The organism is Nocardiopsis sp. NPDC055879 (assembly GCF_053615935.1).
The window spans coordinates 114315-130515 of the sequence record NZ_JBSHCT010000018.1 but is presented as its reverse complement, the minus strand read 5'-3'; the positions used below and the strand labels follow the sequence as shown (position 1 = coordinate 130515).

General features: G+C 69.6%; 16 protein-coding genes. 9 read left to right on the top strand and 7 right to left on the bottom strand.

Going from position 1 to position 16201, the window contains the following annotated elements; genetic code table 11:
- Window positions 1-65: 65 nt before the first annotated feature.
- Complete coding sequence (locus ACWGKS_RS21645) at window positions 66-1421, top strand: hypothetical protein (protein ID WP_452523674.1); 1356 nt, start codon at window positions 66-68, stop codon at window positions 1419-1421.
- 136 nt (window positions 1422-1557) lie between these two features.
- Window positions 1558-1827 carry a hypothetical protein gene (locus ACWGKS_RS21640; protein WP_358507095.1) on the top strand — a complete coding sequence of 90 codons (270 nt, stop codon included), beginning with the start codon at window positions 1558-1560 and terminating at the stop codon, window positions 1825-1827.
- Between the two features lie 20 nt (window positions 1828-1847).
- Here the strand turns inward: ACWGKS_RS21640 and ACWGKS_RS21635 are convergent, their stop codons facing one another.
- Window positions 1848-4052 carry a hypothetical protein gene (locus ACWGKS_RS21635; RefSeq protein WP_358507097.1) on the bottom strand — a complete coding sequence of 735 codons (2205 nt, stop codon included), beginning with the start codon at window positions 4050-4052 and terminating at the stop codon, window positions 1848-1850.
- Between the two features lie 57 nt (window positions 4053-4109).
- Between ACWGKS_RS21635 and ACWGKS_RS21630 the strand changes: the two genes are divergently transcribed.
- Complete coding sequence (locus tag ACWGKS_RS21630) at window positions 4110-4280, top strand: hypothetical protein (RefSeq protein ID WP_358507099.1); 171 nt, start codon at window positions 4110-4112, stop codon at window positions 4278-4280.
- 20 nt (window positions 4281-4300) lie between these two features.
- Here ACWGKS_RS21630 and ACWGKS_RS21625 read toward each other — a convergent pair whose 3' ends face one another.
- Entirely contained in the window at window positions 4301-4894 is a 594-nt protein-coding gene (locus ACWGKS_RS21625; protein WP_358507101.1) for a TetR/AcrR family transcriptional regulator, read from the bottom strand.
- 526 nt (window positions 4895-5420) lie between these two features.
- On the opposite strand from ACWGKS_RS21625, the gene ACWGKS_RS21620 reads away from it, so the two are divergent.
- Together ACWGKS_RS21620 and ACWGKS_RS21615 are read left to right on the top strand one after the other, a co-directional pair.
- Window positions 5421-6524, top strand: a complete 1104-nt coding sequence (locus ACWGKS_RS21620; protein WP_358507103.1) for a WD40/YVTN/BNR-like repeat-containing protein — start codon at window positions 5421-5423, stop codon at window positions 6522-6524.
- A gap of 1 nt (window position 6525) precedes the next feature.
- Complete coding sequence (locus ACWGKS_RS21615) at window positions 6526-6810, top strand: MoaD/ThiS family protein (protein WP_358507105.1); 285 nt, start codon at window positions 6526-6528, stop codon at window positions 6808-6810.
- A gap of 4 nt (window positions 6811-6814) precedes the next feature.
- Here the strand turns inward: ACWGKS_RS21615 and ACWGKS_RS21610 are convergent, their stop codons facing one another.
- Window positions 6815-7993: a DUF418 domain-containing protein gene (locus tag ACWGKS_RS21610; RefSeq protein ID WP_358507107.1), complete on the bottom strand. Its 1179-nt coding sequence runs from the start codon at window positions 7991-7993 to the stop codon at window positions 6815-6817.
- A gap of 148 nt (window positions 7994-8141) precedes the next feature.
- Between ACWGKS_RS21610 and ACWGKS_RS21605 the strand changes: the two genes are divergently transcribed.
- The 3 genes from ACWGKS_RS21605 to ACWGKS_RS21595 all read left to right on the top strand — a co-directional run bounded on the left by ACWGKS_RS21605 (window position 8142) and on the right by ACWGKS_RS21595 (window position 11164).
- Entirely contained in the window at window positions 8142-9362 is a 1221-nt protein-coding gene (locus tag ACWGKS_RS21605) for a sensor histidine kinase (RefSeq protein ID WP_358507109.1), read from the top strand.
- A complete protein-coding gene (locus ACWGKS_RS21600) occupies window positions 9359-10009 on the top strand; it encodes a response regulator transcription factor (RefSeq protein ID WP_358507111.1) in 651 nt (216 codons plus the stop codon). Before ACWGKS_RS21605 ends, ACWGKS_RS21600 begins: the two co-directional genes overlap by 4 nt.
- Window positions 10010-10150: 141 nt before the next feature.
- The gene (locus tag ACWGKS_RS21595; protein ID WP_067604607.1) at window positions 10151-11164 is read left to right on the top strand and encodes a zinc-binding dehydrogenase; all 1014 of its coding nucleotides are present in this window, start codon (window positions 10151-10153) and stop codon (window positions 11162-11164) included.
- Window positions 11165-11173: 9 nt separating this feature from the next.
- Here ACWGKS_RS21595 and ACWGKS_RS21590 read toward each other — a convergent pair whose 3' ends face one another.
- Window positions 11174-12640 carry an SDR family NAD(P)-dependent oxidoreductase gene (locus tag ACWGKS_RS21590; protein WP_358507113.1) on the bottom strand — a complete coding sequence of 489 codons (1467 nt, stop codon included), beginning with the start codon at window positions 12638-12640 and terminating at the stop codon, window positions 11174-11176.
- A 197-nt stretch (window positions 12641-12837) separates the two neighbouring features.
- On the opposite strand from ACWGKS_RS21590, the gene idi reads away from it, so the two are divergent.
- Window positions 12838-13395, top strand: coding sequence for an isopentenyl-diphosphate Delta-isomerase (idi, locus tag ACWGKS_RS21585; RefSeq protein WP_358507115.1), 558 nt, complete (start codon window positions 12838-12840; stop codon window positions 13393-13395).
- 9 nt (window positions 13396-13404) lie between these two features.
- On the opposite strand, the gene ACWGKS_RS21580 is transcribed toward idi, so the two are convergent.
- The 3 genes from ACWGKS_RS21580 to ACWGKS_RS21570 all read right to left on the bottom strand — a co-directional run bounded on the left by ACWGKS_RS21580 (window position 13405) and on the right by ACWGKS_RS21570 (window position 16100).
- Window positions 13405-13704: a DUF6221 family protein gene (locus ACWGKS_RS21580; RefSeq protein ID WP_358507117.1), complete on the bottom strand. Its 300-nt coding sequence runs from the start codon at window positions 13702-13704 to the stop codon at window positions 13405-13407.
- A gap of 130 nt (window positions 13705-13834) precedes the next feature.
- Window positions 13835-14662 (bottom strand): glutamate ABC transporter substrate-binding protein, encoded by an 828-nt coding sequence (locus tag ACWGKS_RS21575; protein WP_358507261.1) that lies wholly within the window; start codon window positions 14660-14662, stop codon window positions 13835-13837.
- 43 nt (window positions 14663-14705) lie between these two features.
- Window positions 14706-16100 (bottom strand): hypothetical protein, encoded by a 1395-nt coding sequence (locus ACWGKS_RS21570; protein ID WP_358507263.1) that lies wholly within the window; start codon window positions 16098-16100, stop codon window positions 14706-14708.
- Window positions 16101-16201 lie beyond the last annotated feature (101 nt).

Sequence of the window (16201 nt, the reverse complement as noted above, 5' to 3'; positions counted from 1 at the left end):
CGCGATCACCGCGAGCCTCGGGGACGACCTTCATGAATTAAAAACAAAAATCCTGCGCATTCCCCATGGCAACGGTTATAATAAAAAATGGTCGCAGGAGTCAGGAGTCAGGAGTCAGGAGTCAGGAGTCAGGAGTCAGAAGTCAGGAGGTCTTCGGGCTCTCCGACGACACCCTCAAACACCAGGGACGGCTGGTCCCCAGCTCCATCGCCCTCTCGCACGGCGAACAGTTCGACCGCCTCGCCCAAGGCTGCCCCGACGCGCTCCCGCTCGCCTTCCTCTCCGGTGATCCCTGCTACGACCGGCTGCTCGCCGGAGTGCCCCACCGACTCACCTACCGAAAGGCCCTCGGCCTACGCCACGGCCAGAAACTCATCACCGTCAATTCCACTTGGAACGACGAATCCCTCTACGGAAGCCACCCGGGCGTCATCACCGAATTGCTCGCCCGGCTTCCCTACGACCACTACCGGGTCGCGCTCGTCCTGCACCCGAACGTCTGGTCCTCCCACGGGCCGCGCCAGATCAGAATCTGGCAGGACGAGGCCCTCCGTTCCGGCCTCCTCCTGATCCCACCCCACGAGGGCTGGCGGGCCGCCGTCATCGCCGCCGACCTCGTGCTCTCCGACCACGGATCCGTGAGCGTCTACGCCGCCGCCCTCGGCCGGCCCGTCCTCCTCAGCTCCGACGGCCGGGACTCCGTCGACCCGGACTCCGCCCTGGGACGGCTCTACGAGGTCGCCCACCCGCTCGATCCCCACGCCACCCTCGTGCCCCAGTTCGAGCAGGCCGAGAAACTACGCGAACTCACCCACGAGACCGCCCTCACCTGGGTGAGTTCCGCCCCGGGTCGGGCCCTCGACCTCATCCGCGCCGAGGCCTACCGCCTCATGGGCGCCACTCCCCCGCCCGGCCGGCCCCGCCTCATGGCACCACCGAAGCCCGAGGTCCAGAGCCCGGAGCCGACCTCCCTCTGGGTCCGGGTACGGCCCACCGACGACGGTCTCGCCGTGTATCGCAGCCCGGCGCCGAAATCCGGTGGTGTCCTCGTCTGCTCCGACGCCGAGATGGACCACCGACTCGCCGCGGCGGCCGACGTCCTCACCATCGCCGAAGAGGCGTTGCCCGCCGACGAACGCCTGTGGTCCGAGACGGTGTTCGCGCACCGCCCCGGCGCCCTGCTCACCGCCGTGTACTCGGCCGAGGAGGTCCGGCTGCGCACTCGCGACGGGTCGCTCCTGCGGGTTCGCTTCACCGGCCCCGTCGACGACCCCGGCCTGGTCACCGGTGTGCTCGCCGAACGTCTGGTCACCTCCGGCCACGCACCCGCTCCGAAGATGCTCGCCGCCCTCGCCCCGCTCCACCTGCGAGTTTCCGAGGAACGAACCCTCACGATCCCCTTCGAGACGGCCAAGGGCTGAGTTCTCCGTTTTACCGGACACGGGCCGGTCACTTTCTGTAGTTTCCTGTCATGCCCGGATTCGAACACGAGCTCCAGGTACGCCTGCTCCAGAGTCGAAGCTGAACGCTGCGGCACGGAAAATGTGGGAGGACCTGATGGCGACCGGTACCTACGAGTGGCAGAGCGACTTCGCCCGCAAGTACGTCGGCCAAGGCCGTGAAGAGGGTCGTCAAGAAGGCCGCGAAGAAGCCCGTGCGGAAGGCAAGCAGGAAACGCTGATCCGTTTCCTGGAAGCCACCTCGGCGACCATCAGTCTCGACTCACGGCGACGCATCGAGGAGTGCGACGACATCGGCCGGCTCGATGACTGGCTGGACAAGGCCTTCAAGTCCCGCATCACCGACGCCGACGAACTCTTCGACTGACCTGGCGCGGCCGGGTCCGTTCAGGCCCGGCCGTCGATCTTGTCCCGAACACGGCCGGCGGCAGCGGCGGCACCGACCAGCTCGAAGACCTCCACCGCCCGTTCCCACCGCTCCCCCGATCCCCGACCGAGGTCGCCGAGGCGCTCCAGGACCTTGCCGACCTGGTAGGCGCGGTTGGCGGACACGAAACGGTCCAGGGCCTCCTCCAACAATCCGATCGCCTGGTCGGGGTGCTCCTCTGCGATGATGCGGGCCTGGTTGACGAGGAGCTTGCCCTCGTTGGCCTGGTCCCGTCTCCGGGTGGCGGCGTGCTCGCGGAAGAACGACAGCGAAGTCCGGTAGCACTCCAGGGCCCGTCGAGGCTCCTCGGCCAGAAGCGCCACGTCGCCCATGTGCATGTGGTGCAGCCCGAGCGCCTTAGGGCGGGTGTGGTCGAGCAGCGGCAACGATTCCTCCAGGAGGGCGCGGGCGGCTCCGGCGTCGCCCTCACGGCGCTCCAGGATCCCCAGCCACTCCAGGGCCGCCCCTTGGCCGCGCGGGTCCGCCCCACGACCGCGAGCGGCCGCCAAGGAGCGTTCCAGGTACGTGCGCGCCTCGGCCAGGCGTCCCTGCCCGAGCATCGCCTCGCCGCGCTGGGCCAGGACCCGGGCCAGGGCGTCGTCGTTCCCCTCGGCGTCGCGTTCGGCCAGGGCCAGCAGGGTGAGCCGCTCGTCGACACGCCCGTTGGCGGTGAAGTAGCCGTTGGTGGCCTCGGCCATGACGCCGGCGTATCCGGCTGCCGGGCGGGTGCCCCGCCAGATCCGTCCGGAGCGGTGGACGAAGGCCAGGATGGCGTCCATGTTCGCCTCGAACCACTCGTCGGGGCTCGGAACGCCCGCACCATGTCGGGCACTGCGTTCACGGACGTGGCGCCGGCGTTCGAGCCAGGCGTCGAAGCCCACCGCGTCGGCCTCGTGCTCGGTGGACCGGAAGTCCGGCAGGGAGCAGGGCGCCTGTGCCTCGTAGAGATCACTGACCCGCCAGCGGTCGGTGCGCACCCGGTCCGCGGCGACGGCACCGTACAGGTAGTAGTCGGCGAAGCGTCGGTGGACCTCGCGGCGTTCGGCCGGCTCCTCGCGCTCGGCGACCAGCCGCGCGTGTTCGTAGGTGAGGTCCTCCATGACGTAGCGGCCCGCCCGGTCCACCTTGACCAGACCGCGGCGCAGGAGCACGTCCAAGACCTGGTCGCCCTTGTCGGTGTCTCCGGGGAAGACCGCCCGGGCGAGCCAACGATCGAAGTCCCGGGTGGGGTGCGCTCCCAGGGCCCGGTACAGCAGTCGGGCGTCGGAGGCGAGCTCCCGGTAGAACACGTCGAAGACGGCGGCCGGGCGGGTGGCGGTCCGGGCGGCCTCCTCCAGGTGGGCCAGTCGGCCGGCGTCCTCCATCCGGGAGACCAGGTCGGCGATGGCGAGCCTGGATTCGTCGCTGAGCAGTCCACCGGTGTGGCCGGCCAGCAGCGGCACCCCGGCGCACAGTCGGACCAGCCGGGCGAAGGCCTCGGGTTCACGGGCCGGGCGTTCGTCTGCGATCAGGTCCTGAAGCAGCGCGGCGACGGCTTCGTCCGCGAGGGGGCCCAGGGGTACGACCACGGGTCGGCGTTGGGCCAGCCCGGGCACGGGTTCGCGGCTGGTGACGACCACCACCATGCCCGCCAGGTCGGACAGGAACGGCTGTACCTGGGCGGCGGTGCGCACGTCGTCGAGGAGCACCACCACGGGCTGTTCGGCGATCTCCTGGTGGAACCGGTTGAGCTTGCCCTGGAAGGTGCCGAGTCCGGGGGCGTCGGTATCCACCCCGACCGCGTGCAGGTACTGGTCGCACAGTTCCTCGATACCGCGCCCCTGACCCTCGCCGGGGTCTCCGCCGCAGGCCGCGGCGAGCTGGGCGTGGCCGAAACGGCGGCGGTTCCGCAGGATCCAGGTGAGCGCGGTGGTGGTCTTGCCGATGCCGGGCGGTCCGACCAGGTTGAGCAGCAGGCTCTGTTCGGACTCCAGGGCGTGGTCGAGGTGGGCGTCGAGCGCGGCCAGTTCGTCGTTTCGGTTCTGAAAGAGAGTGGTCTCGCGCTGGGGGACGATCCGGATGGCCTTCGCGGTGCTCTGGCGGAGGTCCATGGAGGCATGGACCACGCCCGCCTGGATGTGGACGCCTCGGTTCTGGCCATGGGAGGTGTTGTATGTGCCGCTCACAGCGCCCCATCCTGGCCGAGAAGACCGACGCCCACCAGCCCCACAGGTCGGAACGGGTTGTCCGGTACCGGTCACGGTGTGTTCCCGGTCCCCGACCACCCGTTGGATCGGGTGAACGCCGCCATGCGCACGGTGGGCCGGGGTATGAGCGCCGTGGGCATGGCGGCCGGTGGTGTCGTGTCCTTCGGTCGTCGGCTCACCGGTCTGGTGCGCGGGCACCACGTCTGAGGCGATGGCCCTCCGGCGGCTCAGCTCCCCAAGGTGCGGAGCATCCGGTGTGCCTCGTCCATGCGGTGCGGGAAGGCGTCCGGGCTGTCGGCGAGCTTCATGGCGGTCAGTTCGCAGGCCATGGCGGTGTGCGCGGCCAGGACCGCGGTGCTCTCCTCCGTTCCCGCCTCGACCAGGGCTCCGGCGAGACGGAGCGCCCGTTGCTGCCGGGTGAGCAGGTAACGGGAACGCAGGTCCACGCTCTCCCGGAGCAGGCGGACCAACACCGCCGAGTGCGCCGGGGACAGTGACGCGTAGGGCCGGGCGACCGCGCCGGCCTCCCGGATCAGGCCGATCGCCGCGGCGAGGTCGGTGCCGGGCGAGCGCCCGGACTTGTCCCGAACATAGGCGCACATGTGGTCCACCTCGGCGGCGTCGTCGGCGAAGAGGACCTGCTGCTTGTCGCCGAAGTACCGGAAGAAGGTGGTACGGCCGACCTCGGCCCGCTCGGCGATGGCCGCGACGGTCACGTTGTCGAATCCGTGTTCGGAGAAGAGTTGGAAGGCGGCTGACACGATCGTGGCCCGCGCCTTACGTCGTTTGCGCGCGTGGAGCGTGTCCGGGGGGTGTTGCATGAGGCGACCCTATCGATGGGAACTCGGTGCTTCTTGGTACGCGGGACCGTCCATAGGGACAGTGGTCCCGAAACGAACCGCGAGTCCGAGAGAGCGGGAAATCGTCCGGGCTGTTGAAGTGGTGGGATACGACCGGCGACCGTGGGCCTGGGGGAGCTTCGGGTAACCACCGGTTGGCCCGGGATTTTATTGCAAAGAGGCATGGGAGTGGCAACCGCCTTCCGCTGACCGGGGAACCCCTGCCCGGAAAGGGTTCCCCCCTGACGGAAGTTATGCCTCTCAGGGGCGCCCTTTTCCCGTGAGCTCCCCGAAACCTCGTATAAAACATCGAGGGTAAACCGTTCGGGATCCTAACTATTAACTTTCCGAGACGTCCGGAAACCCTCCACACGGCGCGATCGGTCGCCTATCGGCACGTACCGGACACCTGTTCTTCACTTTCCGATGACCTCCCTCCGGCCGGCGCCTCCGGATTGTCGGAGCCCTGTGCGACAGTGGAGATCTCCATCACACTACGGAGCTCCACATGACATATCTCCTGCTCATAGGCACACGCAAGGGGCTGTTCACCGCGCGCAGCGAGGATCGGCGCACGTGGGAGCTGGACGGTCCGCACCGACTCGACGAGGCCAACGACGCCGGGATGAGCCCGGTGTACTCCGTCGGCGTCAACCCGCATTCGGGACGCCTGCTCGCCGGTACCGAGAGCTGGCATTTCGGGCCCAGTGTCTGGCACAGCGACGACCTCGGCACGACCTGGACCGAACCCGCCGAAGCGCCGATCCGCTTCCCCGAGGACACCGAGGCCTCACTCACCCGCGCCTGGCAGTTCGCGTTCACCGACGACGCCGACACCGTCTACGCCGGCGTGGAACCGCACGCGTTGTTCCGCTCCACCGACGGTGGCGACAGCTTCAGCCTGGTCAGGGCCTTGTGGGAGCACCCCCACCGGGCGGAATGGTTCCCCGGCGCGGGTGGCGGAGCGATCCACACGATCCTGCCGGGCACACTCGGTACCAGCGAACGCTCACCCGAGGCCATCACCGTGGCCATGTCCACGGGTGGTGTCTACCAGAGCGCCGACTCGGGCGCGAGCTGGGCACCGACCAACCGGGGCATCTCCGCCGGTTTCCTCCCGGACGAGGAACCCGAGTTCGGCCAGTGCGTGCACAGGGTGGCGGCGGCCTCCGACGGCTCGTTCTACGCGCAGAACCACCACGGGGTCTACCGCAGCTCCGCGCCCGCCACCGAGGGATGGAGCCGGATCGAGACCGGGCTGCCCACCGACTTCGGTTTCGCCGTGGTCGCCCACCCGCACCGCCCGGAGTCGGCGTGGAACTTCCCGGTGGTGAGCCAGGAGGTGCACCTGCCACCGGACAACCGGCTGGGCGCCTACCGCACCGACGACTCCGGGGCCACGTGGCGGGCGGTCGACGACGGTCTGCCACAGGACCCCTACTTCGGGATCGTGTTGCGCGACGCGGCCTGCACCGACGGCGCGGACGTGCCCGGCTTCTACTTCGGCACCCGCAACGGCGACGTGTACGCGACCACGGATGACACCGATCACTGGCACCAGGTCACCGCGCACCTTCCCGACGTGTTGTCCGTACGCGCGGCGGAGGTGTGAGATGCGGGTGACCGTACACCTGCCGGGGCTGTTGCGCGCGGACGCCGACGGGGCCGCGCACGTGCCCTTGGAGGTCGGTGACGCCGCCGTGCTGCGCGGGGTGCTGGACGCGCTGACCGAACGCTATCCGGGGCTGGACCGGCGGATCCGGGACGATCGCGGGGAGCTACGCCGGTACGTGAACGTCTTCGTGGACGAGGACGAGTGCCGGGCGCTGGGTGGTCTGGACGCCCCGGTCCACGAGGGCGCCGACGTTCGGCTGCTGCCCTCCGTGGCCGGGGGCTGAACTCCTACGCCGGGAGCCGCTCCTCCCTGCGCAGTTCCTGGGGGCGAAGGTGGGTGACGCTACGCCAGACCCATTCCAGGGGACCCAACCGAAGCCGGCTCAGCCACCAGCGGGCGGCCAGGGCCATCACCACGAAGTAGCCGGTGGCCAGCGCGTACTGCGCGAGCATGGGCACCTCGCCTTCGAAGGGCTTCATCAGCAGGAACACCGCGGTGCTGCCCAGGTAGACGGTGAGCGTCATGCGACCCAGCGGCGCCAGCGTGCCCAGGGCCTTGGCCACGGCACCGTTACGGCCCAACAGCCACCACACCAGTCCCAGGTAGAACAGGCCCCCGCCCAGGCCGGTCAGCGTGGACGCGAGGTCCACCATCATCTCGGCCGGCAGCGGGGTCACCGGGAGACCATCGGGGCCCAGGACCGGGATGCCGTCGGCATCGAACTCCCTCGGGAAGAGCAGGTCGGAGCCGGCCAGCAGACCCATGCCCAGGACCTCTCCGATCAGTCCGCCCCACACCATCGGGGCGATGAGCCGGTTCGGTCCCGTGAAGTCCGGTGAGAGTTCGGGGCGCCGGGCCAGCCACACACCCACGCAGAAGAACCCGAGGGTCTGCGGGATCGGGCCGATCACCATGCTCTGGAACATCCCGGAGCCCACGAAGGGCTCGAACACCGGTGAGGCGAGGAACGCCCCGAGCGCGAACCACAGCGGCCGGTTCGGCGACCCCGCCGTCATCAGCGGCAGCAGCGGGGCGAGGAACAGCGCGGCGAGCGCGTAGTGGCCGAGGATGTCCCCGCTGAACACCAGCAGGTGCGGGAGTCCGAAGAGCACCCCGAGGGCGACGTACCTGCGGAGCATGGTCGCCATCGGGCGCCCACCACGACGGGTGACGGAACTCCAGGCCAGGACCGCTCCCACCCCGAGCAGCACCATCAACATGGCCCGGGCCTTGCCGGACATGAGCAGGGAGAAGCCGGCGTCCAGGACCGACGTGAGAACGCTCGACTCACGTTCACCGGCCATCTCCGCCGGGAAGACGACGTAGGTCGCGTTCATCAGGACGACGCCGATCATCGCGATCGCGCGGGCGACGTCGAGGAACGCCACCCGTCGACCGCGGTCCGACACGACCGGCGCGGAATCACCGCCGGCCGGTGCGGCGTCCGGGTTCGTGGCTGTGGTCAAGGCGGCGCCCCTTTCGGTTTCGACGAGGGGTCCAGCGTCGCCCGCGCACCACTTCGCGCACATCCACCGAAAAGCCGAGCACCCGCCGGCTCGCCTCATACCTTCGGCCGACGCCCGAAGGGGAGCCGGCGACCTAGCCTTGGACACCATGAACCGTGCCACCCTCACGAACGGGCTGTTCGCCTTCTTCGAGCGCAAGTCCCGCTCCCTGTCGCGGTTGATCGCGGCGGGGCTGGTGGTCGCGTTGCTCGTGGTCTCCCTGCACGACCTTCGCACCATCCTCGACTCCAGGATGATCGAGAACTGGGTCGGGCCACCGCACTCATCGATGGACTTCGTACCTTGGGCCTCCGGGGCCGTGTGCGCGCTGGTGGTCGCCCTGGCGGTGTGGCCCCGGGTCGGCCGGTGGGCCACCATGGCCGCCGGGGTGACCGTACCCACGGTGGTGCTGGTCGCCTCGGTGTTGTTGTGGCCGTCGCCCATGGGCATGTTCGGGTACCCCATCTACGGGGCGGAGACACTCGGTCTCCTGATCGTGCTGTCCCTGGTGGCCCTGCGCTGTCACCCCTGGCAGATCCTGCCGGTCTCGGTCCTGTGCTTCTTCGCGGCTCTGTCCGACTACCTGCGCGAACCCATCATTCTCGAACCGACCGTCGCGTTGTTGATGGTGCTGGTGGGGTTGGCACCCGGTGCGTACCTGCGCTGGCGGACGATGGAACGGCAGGCCCGGGTACACCGGGTCCGGGCCGAGGAACGGCTGGCGATCGCCCGGGACCTGCACGACGTGGTGGCGCACGAGGTCACCGGGATCGTGGTGCGGGTCCAGGCGCTGCGGCACGTGGCCGACCGTAGGCCGGAGCTGGTCGGCGAGGCCCTGCCGGAGATCGAGGAGGCGGGTACTCGGGCGCTGGAGTCGATGCGCGGTATGGTCTCGCGGCTGCGCGGCCCGGAGGATGCCCCCTTGACGTCCGATCCGGTCGACGGACTGTGGGCACTCGCCGCCCCCGCCGAACACGGGCGACCGGAGGTGTCGGTGCGGTTGGCGGGTCCGATGGCGGAACTACCCCCGGAGGTCGGCACCGCGGCCTGGCGGATCGCTCAGGAGTCGGTGACGAACGCGCTGCGCCACGCGCGCGGGGCGTCCCGGGTGGACATCGACGTGCGGGCCGACACCGACGCGATGACGCTCCGGGTGGTGGACGACGGCCGGGGCGGGGCCCGAGGCTCCGGCCCCGCCGGGGGCGGTCACGGTCTGGTCGGGATGGGAGAACGGGCCCGGGTGCTCGGCGGGGAGTTGTCCGCCGGCCCGAGCGGACAGGGATGGATGGTGTCGGCGACGATCCCGATACCGGAGAGAGGAACACGTTGACGATTCGGGTGCTGCTCGCCGACGACCAGAGCATGGTGCGGACGGGTTTTCGCTACATGCTCGACGCCGAGGACGACATCGCGGTGGTGGGCGAGGCCGGGGACGGAGTGGAGGCGGTCCGCCTGGCCGGGGAACTCCGGCCGGACGTGGTCCTCATGGACATCCGAATGCCCGGGATCGACGGGTTGGAGGCCACCCGTCGGCTTGCCGGGCCGGGGCTCGACGACCCGGTGAAGGTGGTCGTGGTGACCACCTTCGACCTGGATGAATACGTGCACGCCGCGTTGACCGGCGGCGCCGTGGGCTTCCTACTCAAGGACGCGGGGCCGGCGTTGCTGATCGAGTCGGTGCGGGCCGCGGCGCGCGGCGACGCCCTGGTGTCGCCACGGATCACCGTGCGACTGCTGCGGCACTTCACTCGGCCGACGGCACGGAGGGCCGAACCCGACCCGGGAGGGTTGACCGCCCGCGAACTGGACATCGTGCGCGAGGTGGCGCGTGGTCTCACCAACACCGAGGTCGCCGCGGAACTGTACGTCACCGTGAGCACGGTCAAGACCCACCTGGCCCGGGTGCAGGAGAAGCTCGGCGCCCGCAACCGGGTGGAGATCGCCATCTGGGCGCATCGCAACGGTCTGGTCGCCTGAGTCGCCTGAACTGTCCCGCTTGACAAAAAAGTGAGCGGGTTCTGACCCTTATGACCCGTGTCGCCCCCGTACGGACTCATGTGCGGAGCGTGATGATCGTGGGGAATCGCGTTACGACGACACGTCTGCGAGGAATACCCCATGGCCACCATGCGTGCGGCCCGGTTGAACATCACCGACCGGACCCTGAAGGTCACCGACGTCCCCAAACCGGTACCTGGTCGAGGACAGGTGCTGATCCGGGTGAGGGCCGCGGGGATCTGCCCGTCCGACGTACACCTGGTCGAGGGCGATCTGTCCCCGCTCTACCTTCGGGGGGATACCGTCACCCCGGGTCACGAGGTGTCCGGCGAGATCGTGGAGGTCGGCACGGAGGTCCTGGGCCACGAGGTCGGCGGCAGGGTGGCGCTCCGAACCGACGAACACGACCACCGTGGCCGGCTGCTCACCCGCGGGGTGGACTACGACGGAGGATGGGCCGAGTACGTGTTGGCCAACGAGGACACCCTCGTTCCGATCCCCGACGCCCTGCCGTTCGAACAGGGGGCGATCATCCCGGGCGCGGTGGCCACGGCCTGGGCCGCGGTCTCCGCCACCGGCGACGTGCGCGCCGCGGAGGCGGTGTGCGTGTGGGGCGCGGGCAGTCTGGGCGTCCACGCGGTCCAGCTGCTGCGGATGGTCGGCGCGGCCCCGATCATCGTCGCCGATCCCGACGAGATCGCGCGCAAGCGTTCCCTCGACCATGGCGCCGACGAAGCCCTCGATCCCACGGCCCCGGACTTCCTCACTCGGATCGGACAGCTCACCCACGGGCGCGGGCTGGACGTCGCCTTCGACTTCGCCGGGGCACCGACCGTCCGGGAACAGGCCACCCGTGTCCTGGGCGAACACGGGCGGCTCGTGCTGGTCGGACTGGCCGACAAGCCGTTGGAGGTCTCCGGCGGCACCCGCTTCGGTTACCTGCGCCAACGGATCCTGGGCCACCACGGTTCCGAGCCCGCGCACGTGGTGGAGCTGGTGGACCTGGTGCGCGCCGGACGGGTGGAGTTCTCCCGGTCCATCAGCGACACGTTCCCGCTGGAACGGGCCCCGGGCGCGGTGGAACGACTGGCCGGACGGTTCGGATCACCGGTCCGCCTGATCCTGCTGCCCTGAGCCCGCGACCTACCAGTCGCCGGTCCTGTAGTCCTTGAGGAAGCAGCCGTACAGGTCCTCGCCCAGCTCCCCGCGGACGATCGGGTCGTAGACGCGCGCCGCCCCGTCCTCCAGGTCGAGCGGAGCGTGGAACCCGGCCTCGGCGAGGCGCTCCCGGTCCGGGTGCGGGCGTTCGTCGGTGATCCATCCGGTGTCGACGCTGGTCATGAGGATGCCGTCGGACTCCAACATCTCCTCGGCGCTGGTCCGGGTGAGCTGGTTCAGCGCGGACTTGGCCATGTTGGTGTGCGGGTGCCCGGGCCCCTTGTAACCGCGACCGAACACGCCCTCCATCGCGGAAACGTTGACCACGTAGGTACGACGGGCCGGGGAGGCGGCCAGCGCAGGGCGCAGCCGGTTCACCAGGAGGAACGGGGCACTGACGTTGCACAGCTGGACTTCGAGCATCTCCACGGGGTCGATCTCCCCGGCCGTTCGGGTCCAGCTGTTGACCGGGGCCAGGTCGGGGACGAGACCGCCGGCGTCGATCGCGCCGCCCGCACGGACCCGGTCGGGGTGGGCGGCGCCGGTGGTCAGCGCCAGCGAGGTGAGCATCTCCGGGGTGAGGGTGTGCGGTGCGACGCGGGCGATGTCCGTCTCCCCGGCGCCCTCCAGGGCTTGTGGGCGCACACCGCCGAGCACCAGGGGTTCGGGCAGGCCGTCGCCGGTGAGCGGTCGGGCCTCCGCGGCGATGAGCGGCGCGTAGGAGTCGGGCGAGCGCCGTACGGTCTGCGCGGCGTTGTTGATGAGGATGTCCAGGTGCCCGCGCCCGCTCACCGAGTCGGCCAACCGCAGGACCTGGCCGGGGTCACGCAGGTCGATCCCGACGACGTCGAGCCGGTGCAGCCACCGGTCGCTGTCGGGCATCGCGGCGAAGCGGCGCACGGCGTCGTTGGGGAAGCGCGTGGTGATGGTGGTGTGGGCACCGTCGCGCAGCAACCGCAGCGCGATGTACATGCCGATCTTGGCGCGGCCGCCGGTCAGCAGGGCGCGGCGACCGGTGAGATCGGTCCGGGCGTTGCGGCGTTCTCGATTGAAGGCCGCGCACTCCGGACACAGCTGGTGGTAGAAGGCGTCGACCTCGCGGTACTTCTGCTTGCACACGTAACAGGGGCGGGCCTTGCGCAGCACCCCGGCGAGTGCTCCGGTGCTGCCGCTGGTGAGCGCGCGACCGTTGGTCTCGTCGTCGATTCGGTCCGGCGCCGCGGTGGCCGTGGCGGCCATGACGGAGCTGTCGTGGAGCTTCTCGGCGGCTCGACGCTCCTTGCGGCGGCGTTCCTTGACGGCCTTGAAGAGACCGGAGGTGGCCCGTTGCAGGGTGAGCGAGTCCTCGTGGTCAGGGGGCAGGGTCTCGGCCTTCGCGAGGACCTCCAGGCACCTCCGAAGCTCCTCCGGGTCGATCCCGTCGGCCGTCACCCTGGTCATCGTCTCCGTCATCACCACACCCGCCGCTGTTCCTGGTGCCCGCTTGGCCGGGCCAACAGGAACCTTATGCGCAGATTCGGACCGGGGCGCCCGGCTCCTCCGACCACCTGATTCGTATTCGCCCCCGTGAGAGGCGACCATGAGGGACCATGGGGGAGTCAGCGTCGACACGTGCGGCACGAAAGGTGTCCGCCAACGAGGGAGGAACCATGTCCCGGCCCGTTTCCGGACCGAGTACGGCGGAGCGCGAATTCGTGGTGCTGCTGGACGAGGAGCACCGCCCCACCGGTTCGGCGGACAAGGCCGTGGTGCACACCGAGGACACCCCTCTGCACCTGGCGTTCTCCAGCTACATCTTCGGCCCGGACGGCCGGGTGCTCTTCACCCGTCGCGCGCTGGGCAAGACCACCTGGCCGGGGGTGTGGACCAACAGCTGCTGTGGCCACCCGGCCCCGGAGGAGTCGATTCCGGACGCGATCCGCCGCAGGGCGCGACAGGAACTGGGGATCGGGTTGACCGAGATCACCGACGCCCTGCCGGACTTCCGATACCGGGCGATCTCGGCCGAGGGCATCGTGGAGAACGAGTTCTGCCCGGTGTTCTGGGCGCGCACCGAGGACGAGCCCGCCCCGAACCCCGACGAGGTGGCCGAATACGCGTGGGCGGACTGGGAGGGCGTGGTCGCCCTCGCCGAAGGCGCCCCCTGGGCGATCAGTCCGTGGGCCGTCGAACAGATCCCGCGCTTGAACGCGGTACGGAGGGGTTGACGCCCGCCTTCAGTCCTCCCAGGTGGGGTCGTAGAGGGGGTGGCCCCGGTAGACGGCGGCGAGGTACTTCACCGCGAGCCGCCAGGCCAGCAGTTCCGACCAGGGATCGCCCTTGACCTTCACGGCCGTTCCGGACGCGTCCAGGATGCGCATGCTCGCGGCGTGCGCCTCGGTGTAGCCCTGGACGATCTTGCGTTTGGCCGCGACTTCGGCCAGGGCTCTCTCCCGACCGCGCGAACCCACGGGCACGGCTTTGGACGCGCGTTCGTCCTCATCGAGACGTTCCTTCAGGAACTCGACGATGGTCAACGGCCAACTCCTCCTCTGTCCCCCAATTCGCTACATAAGGTTCAGTATCTGCCATAAGGCCCATTCGGGCCACCCCGGTAGACCCCCGTCGACCGATGTTCCCCGAGTGCTCTTCCCGGCTCGAAGCGCCTTAGTCACAACCCTCGAATTGGGGGACGCTGCGGACCACTTCGAGGCCGGTCTCGCCGAACCACTTGTCGAGCAGTTCGGACGCCGTCTCGTCCTGGTACATCTCCCCGACCGCCTTGTTCACGGCCTCGCAGGCGGCCACGTCGCCATAGGGCAACCCGACCCCGTACTTCTCGTCGGTGAAGGGATTGTTGACCAATCGGAACCCGTCCGGGTTCTCGGCGAGGTAGCCGGCGAGAATCAGATTGTCGGTGGACACCGCGTCCACCTCACCCTCGGCGAGACGCTCTATGCAGGCGCTGTAACTCTCCGCCTCCTGTAGTTCGGACACGTCGATCCCGAGTCCGTCGGTGATCCGCCGCGCCGAGTTGGAGCCCTCCCCCTGGCAGACGCTGCGCCCCTCCAGGTCACGGACCCCGGACACCTCGCTCTCGTCGGCGTGCACCAGGATGTCCTGCTTGGCCACGTAGTACGGACCGCCGAAGATCACCTCGGTCTTGCGGCCCGGAGTGATGGAGTAGGTCGCCACGACCATGTCCACCTCGCCACTGATCAGCTTGTCCTCGCGTTCGGCCGAGGTGACCCCGACCAGCTCCACGTCGGTGACACCCAAACGTTCGGCGATCTCGTGGGCCACGTCCACGTCGAACCCGACCAGCTCCCCCTCCACGTCCAGGCCCAACCCGGGCTGGTCGGCCTTGACCCCGATGGTCAACGACTCCGCGTCCACCAGGGACTCCCGTCCCTCCGCCGAGCAGGCGGGCGAAACCAGCGTCGCCGTGGCGAGCAGGGCCGCCACGGACCACGCGCGACGACGTCCGAACCACATGTGCGTGTTCACCTCGATCCGACTGTTCATCCCGAACAGTCCCTCAGCGGTACTCGGCGAGCCGGGGACGGACCCCGATCACCACCAGGGTCAACAGGATCAGCGCACCGACCGGAAGACCCCAGGTCCACGGTGCGAGCGCCGTGTTGCCCCGTTCGATGCCGTCGGCGAACTCCTCCTGGTGCAGGTCGATCAGTCCGTCCAGGGCGTCCATGTAGGCGGGGAAGACCCCGTCCTCGGTGTGGGAGACCCCCATCCGGACGTCGATCGCGGTCTCTCGGTCGCCCTCCCCCACGGCGGCGCGCAGGCTCTGGTCCTCGACCTGCAGGTCGTTGTAGGCCGTCAGCACCTCGGCGAGCGCGTCCTCGTGTCCCGGAAGCAGCGCGTCCCGGGCGTCCTCCCCCAGGTAGCCCAACGTTCCGGGGTCCTCGGGGTCGGAGCCGTCCGATCCGGGCAGGTTCGGGAACGCCTCAGGTACCTCGGCGACCTGCGCGTAGTAGTCGTCCAGGGTGCTCGCCGGGCGGAACAGCACCTGCTGGGATCGTTCCAGGTAGACCTGCTGGTAGTTGTCGGCGAACGAGTCGTCGATCAGGTATCGGCTCTGGTCGGCCTGCATGTCCGTGGTGATGGCGCCCGCTCGCGCCAACGCCATCGCGGCGTCCAACCCCTCGTCCTTGGCCTCTCCCTGGTGGCCGCCGCTGCTGTTGAGCGCGAGCGTGACCCCGACGGTCAGGACGACGGTGCCGACGGTCGCGGCCAGGAGCGGGGCGTTGAACCGACGGCGGAACCGCACCCGCAGGTACAGCTGAAGGGCGATGAGGGAGGCGACGGTGGCCACCCCGACTCCTCCGACCCACACCAGCCCCAGCGCGACCGAGGACTGTCCCTCCTCGTGGTTGGCGCGCACGATCGCCGAGGAGTCCAGTCCCAGGTTGAACGCCTTGGGCAGGAGTTCGGTGTGCATCAGCCGTGTTGCCTGCCGATAGCTTCGCAGGGCCTCGGGGTCGACCTCCCCCGGCGGGGCTTCGGCCTCGTCGTTGAGCAGCCGGGCCTGCGCGGCCAACTGTTCGTAGGCACCGATCCCGTCCAGGACCGCCTGGACGTTGTACTCCTCGACCGTCTGCTCATCGGTCGGCTCGCTCGACTCGGTCAACGAGGCCGCGTGGAGCAGGGCCCGACCGGCCTGGGTCCGGCTGGTCTCATAACCGTTCTCGGCCTCCGCACGCCCCGACCCGAGGTCGTGGTCGGTACCCATGAGGAGGATGTCGGTGACCCGGGCGTCCATGTCGGCCAGGGCCAGGTACAGCTCGGTGGTGGCCATGGCCTGGGGGCCGGCGTCCCGGCCCAGGACGTCGAGTCCGTCTCGGGCCTGGCCGAGGGTGACGGTCGCGGACCCGAACAGGCCCGCGATGGTCGCCACGCACAGCAGGGACAGCATCCACACCCGGGCCGGGGTGGTGCCCAAGGTCGATCGGATCCTCGGCCCCCAGGAGCGCGACCGTGGTGTGGGGCGCTCCCTCCCGGGTGACGAGGCGACCG

Bases quoted from the DNA above. Each gene is read 5' to 3' on its own strand.
- ACWGKS_RS21615 (WP_358507105.1), top strand. From the start codon at position 6,526: ATGCGGGTGACCGTACACCTGCCGGGGCTGTTGCGCGCGGACGCCGAC.
- ACWGKS_RS21640 (WP_358507095.1), top strand. From the start codon at position 1,558: ATGGCGACCGGTACCTACGAGTGGCAGAGCGACTTCGCCCGCAAGTAC.
- ACWGKS_RS21575 (WP_358507261.1), bottom strand. From the start codon at position 14,662: ATGTGGTTCGGACGTCGTCGCGCGTGGTCCGTGGCGGCCCTGCTCGCC.
- ACWGKS_RS21625 (WP_358507101.1), bottom strand. From the start codon at position 4,894: ATGCAACACCCCCCGGACACGCTCCACGCGCGCAAACGACGTAAGGCG.
- ACWGKS_RS21605 (WP_358507109.1), top strand. From the start codon at position 8,142: ATGAACCGTGCCACCCTCACGAACGGGCTGTTCGCCTTCTTCGAGCGC.
- ACWGKS_RS21570 (WP_358507263.1), bottom strand. From the start codon at position 16,100: ATGCTGTCCCTGCTGTGCGTGGCGACCATCGCGGGCCTGTTCGGGTCC.
- idi (WP_358507115.1), top strand. From the start codon at position 12,838: ATGTCCCGGCCCGTTTCCGGACCGAGTACGGCGGAGCGCGAATTCGTG.
- ACWGKS_RS21595 (WP_067604607.1), top strand. From the start codon at position 10,151: ATGGCCACCATGCGTGCGGCCCGGTTGAACATCACCGACCGGACCCTG.
- ACWGKS_RS21645 (WP_452523674.1), top strand. From the start codon at position 66: ATGGCAACGGTTATAATAAAAAATGGTCGCAGGAGTCAGGAGTCAGGA.
- ACWGKS_RS21620 (WP_358507103.1), top strand. From the start codon at position 5,421: ATGACATATCTCCTGCTCATAGGCACACGCAAGGGGCTGTTCACCGCG.
- ACWGKS_RS21590 (WP_358507113.1), bottom strand. From the start codon at position 12,640: ATGACGGAGACGATGACCAGGGTGACGGCCGACGGGATCGACCCGGAG.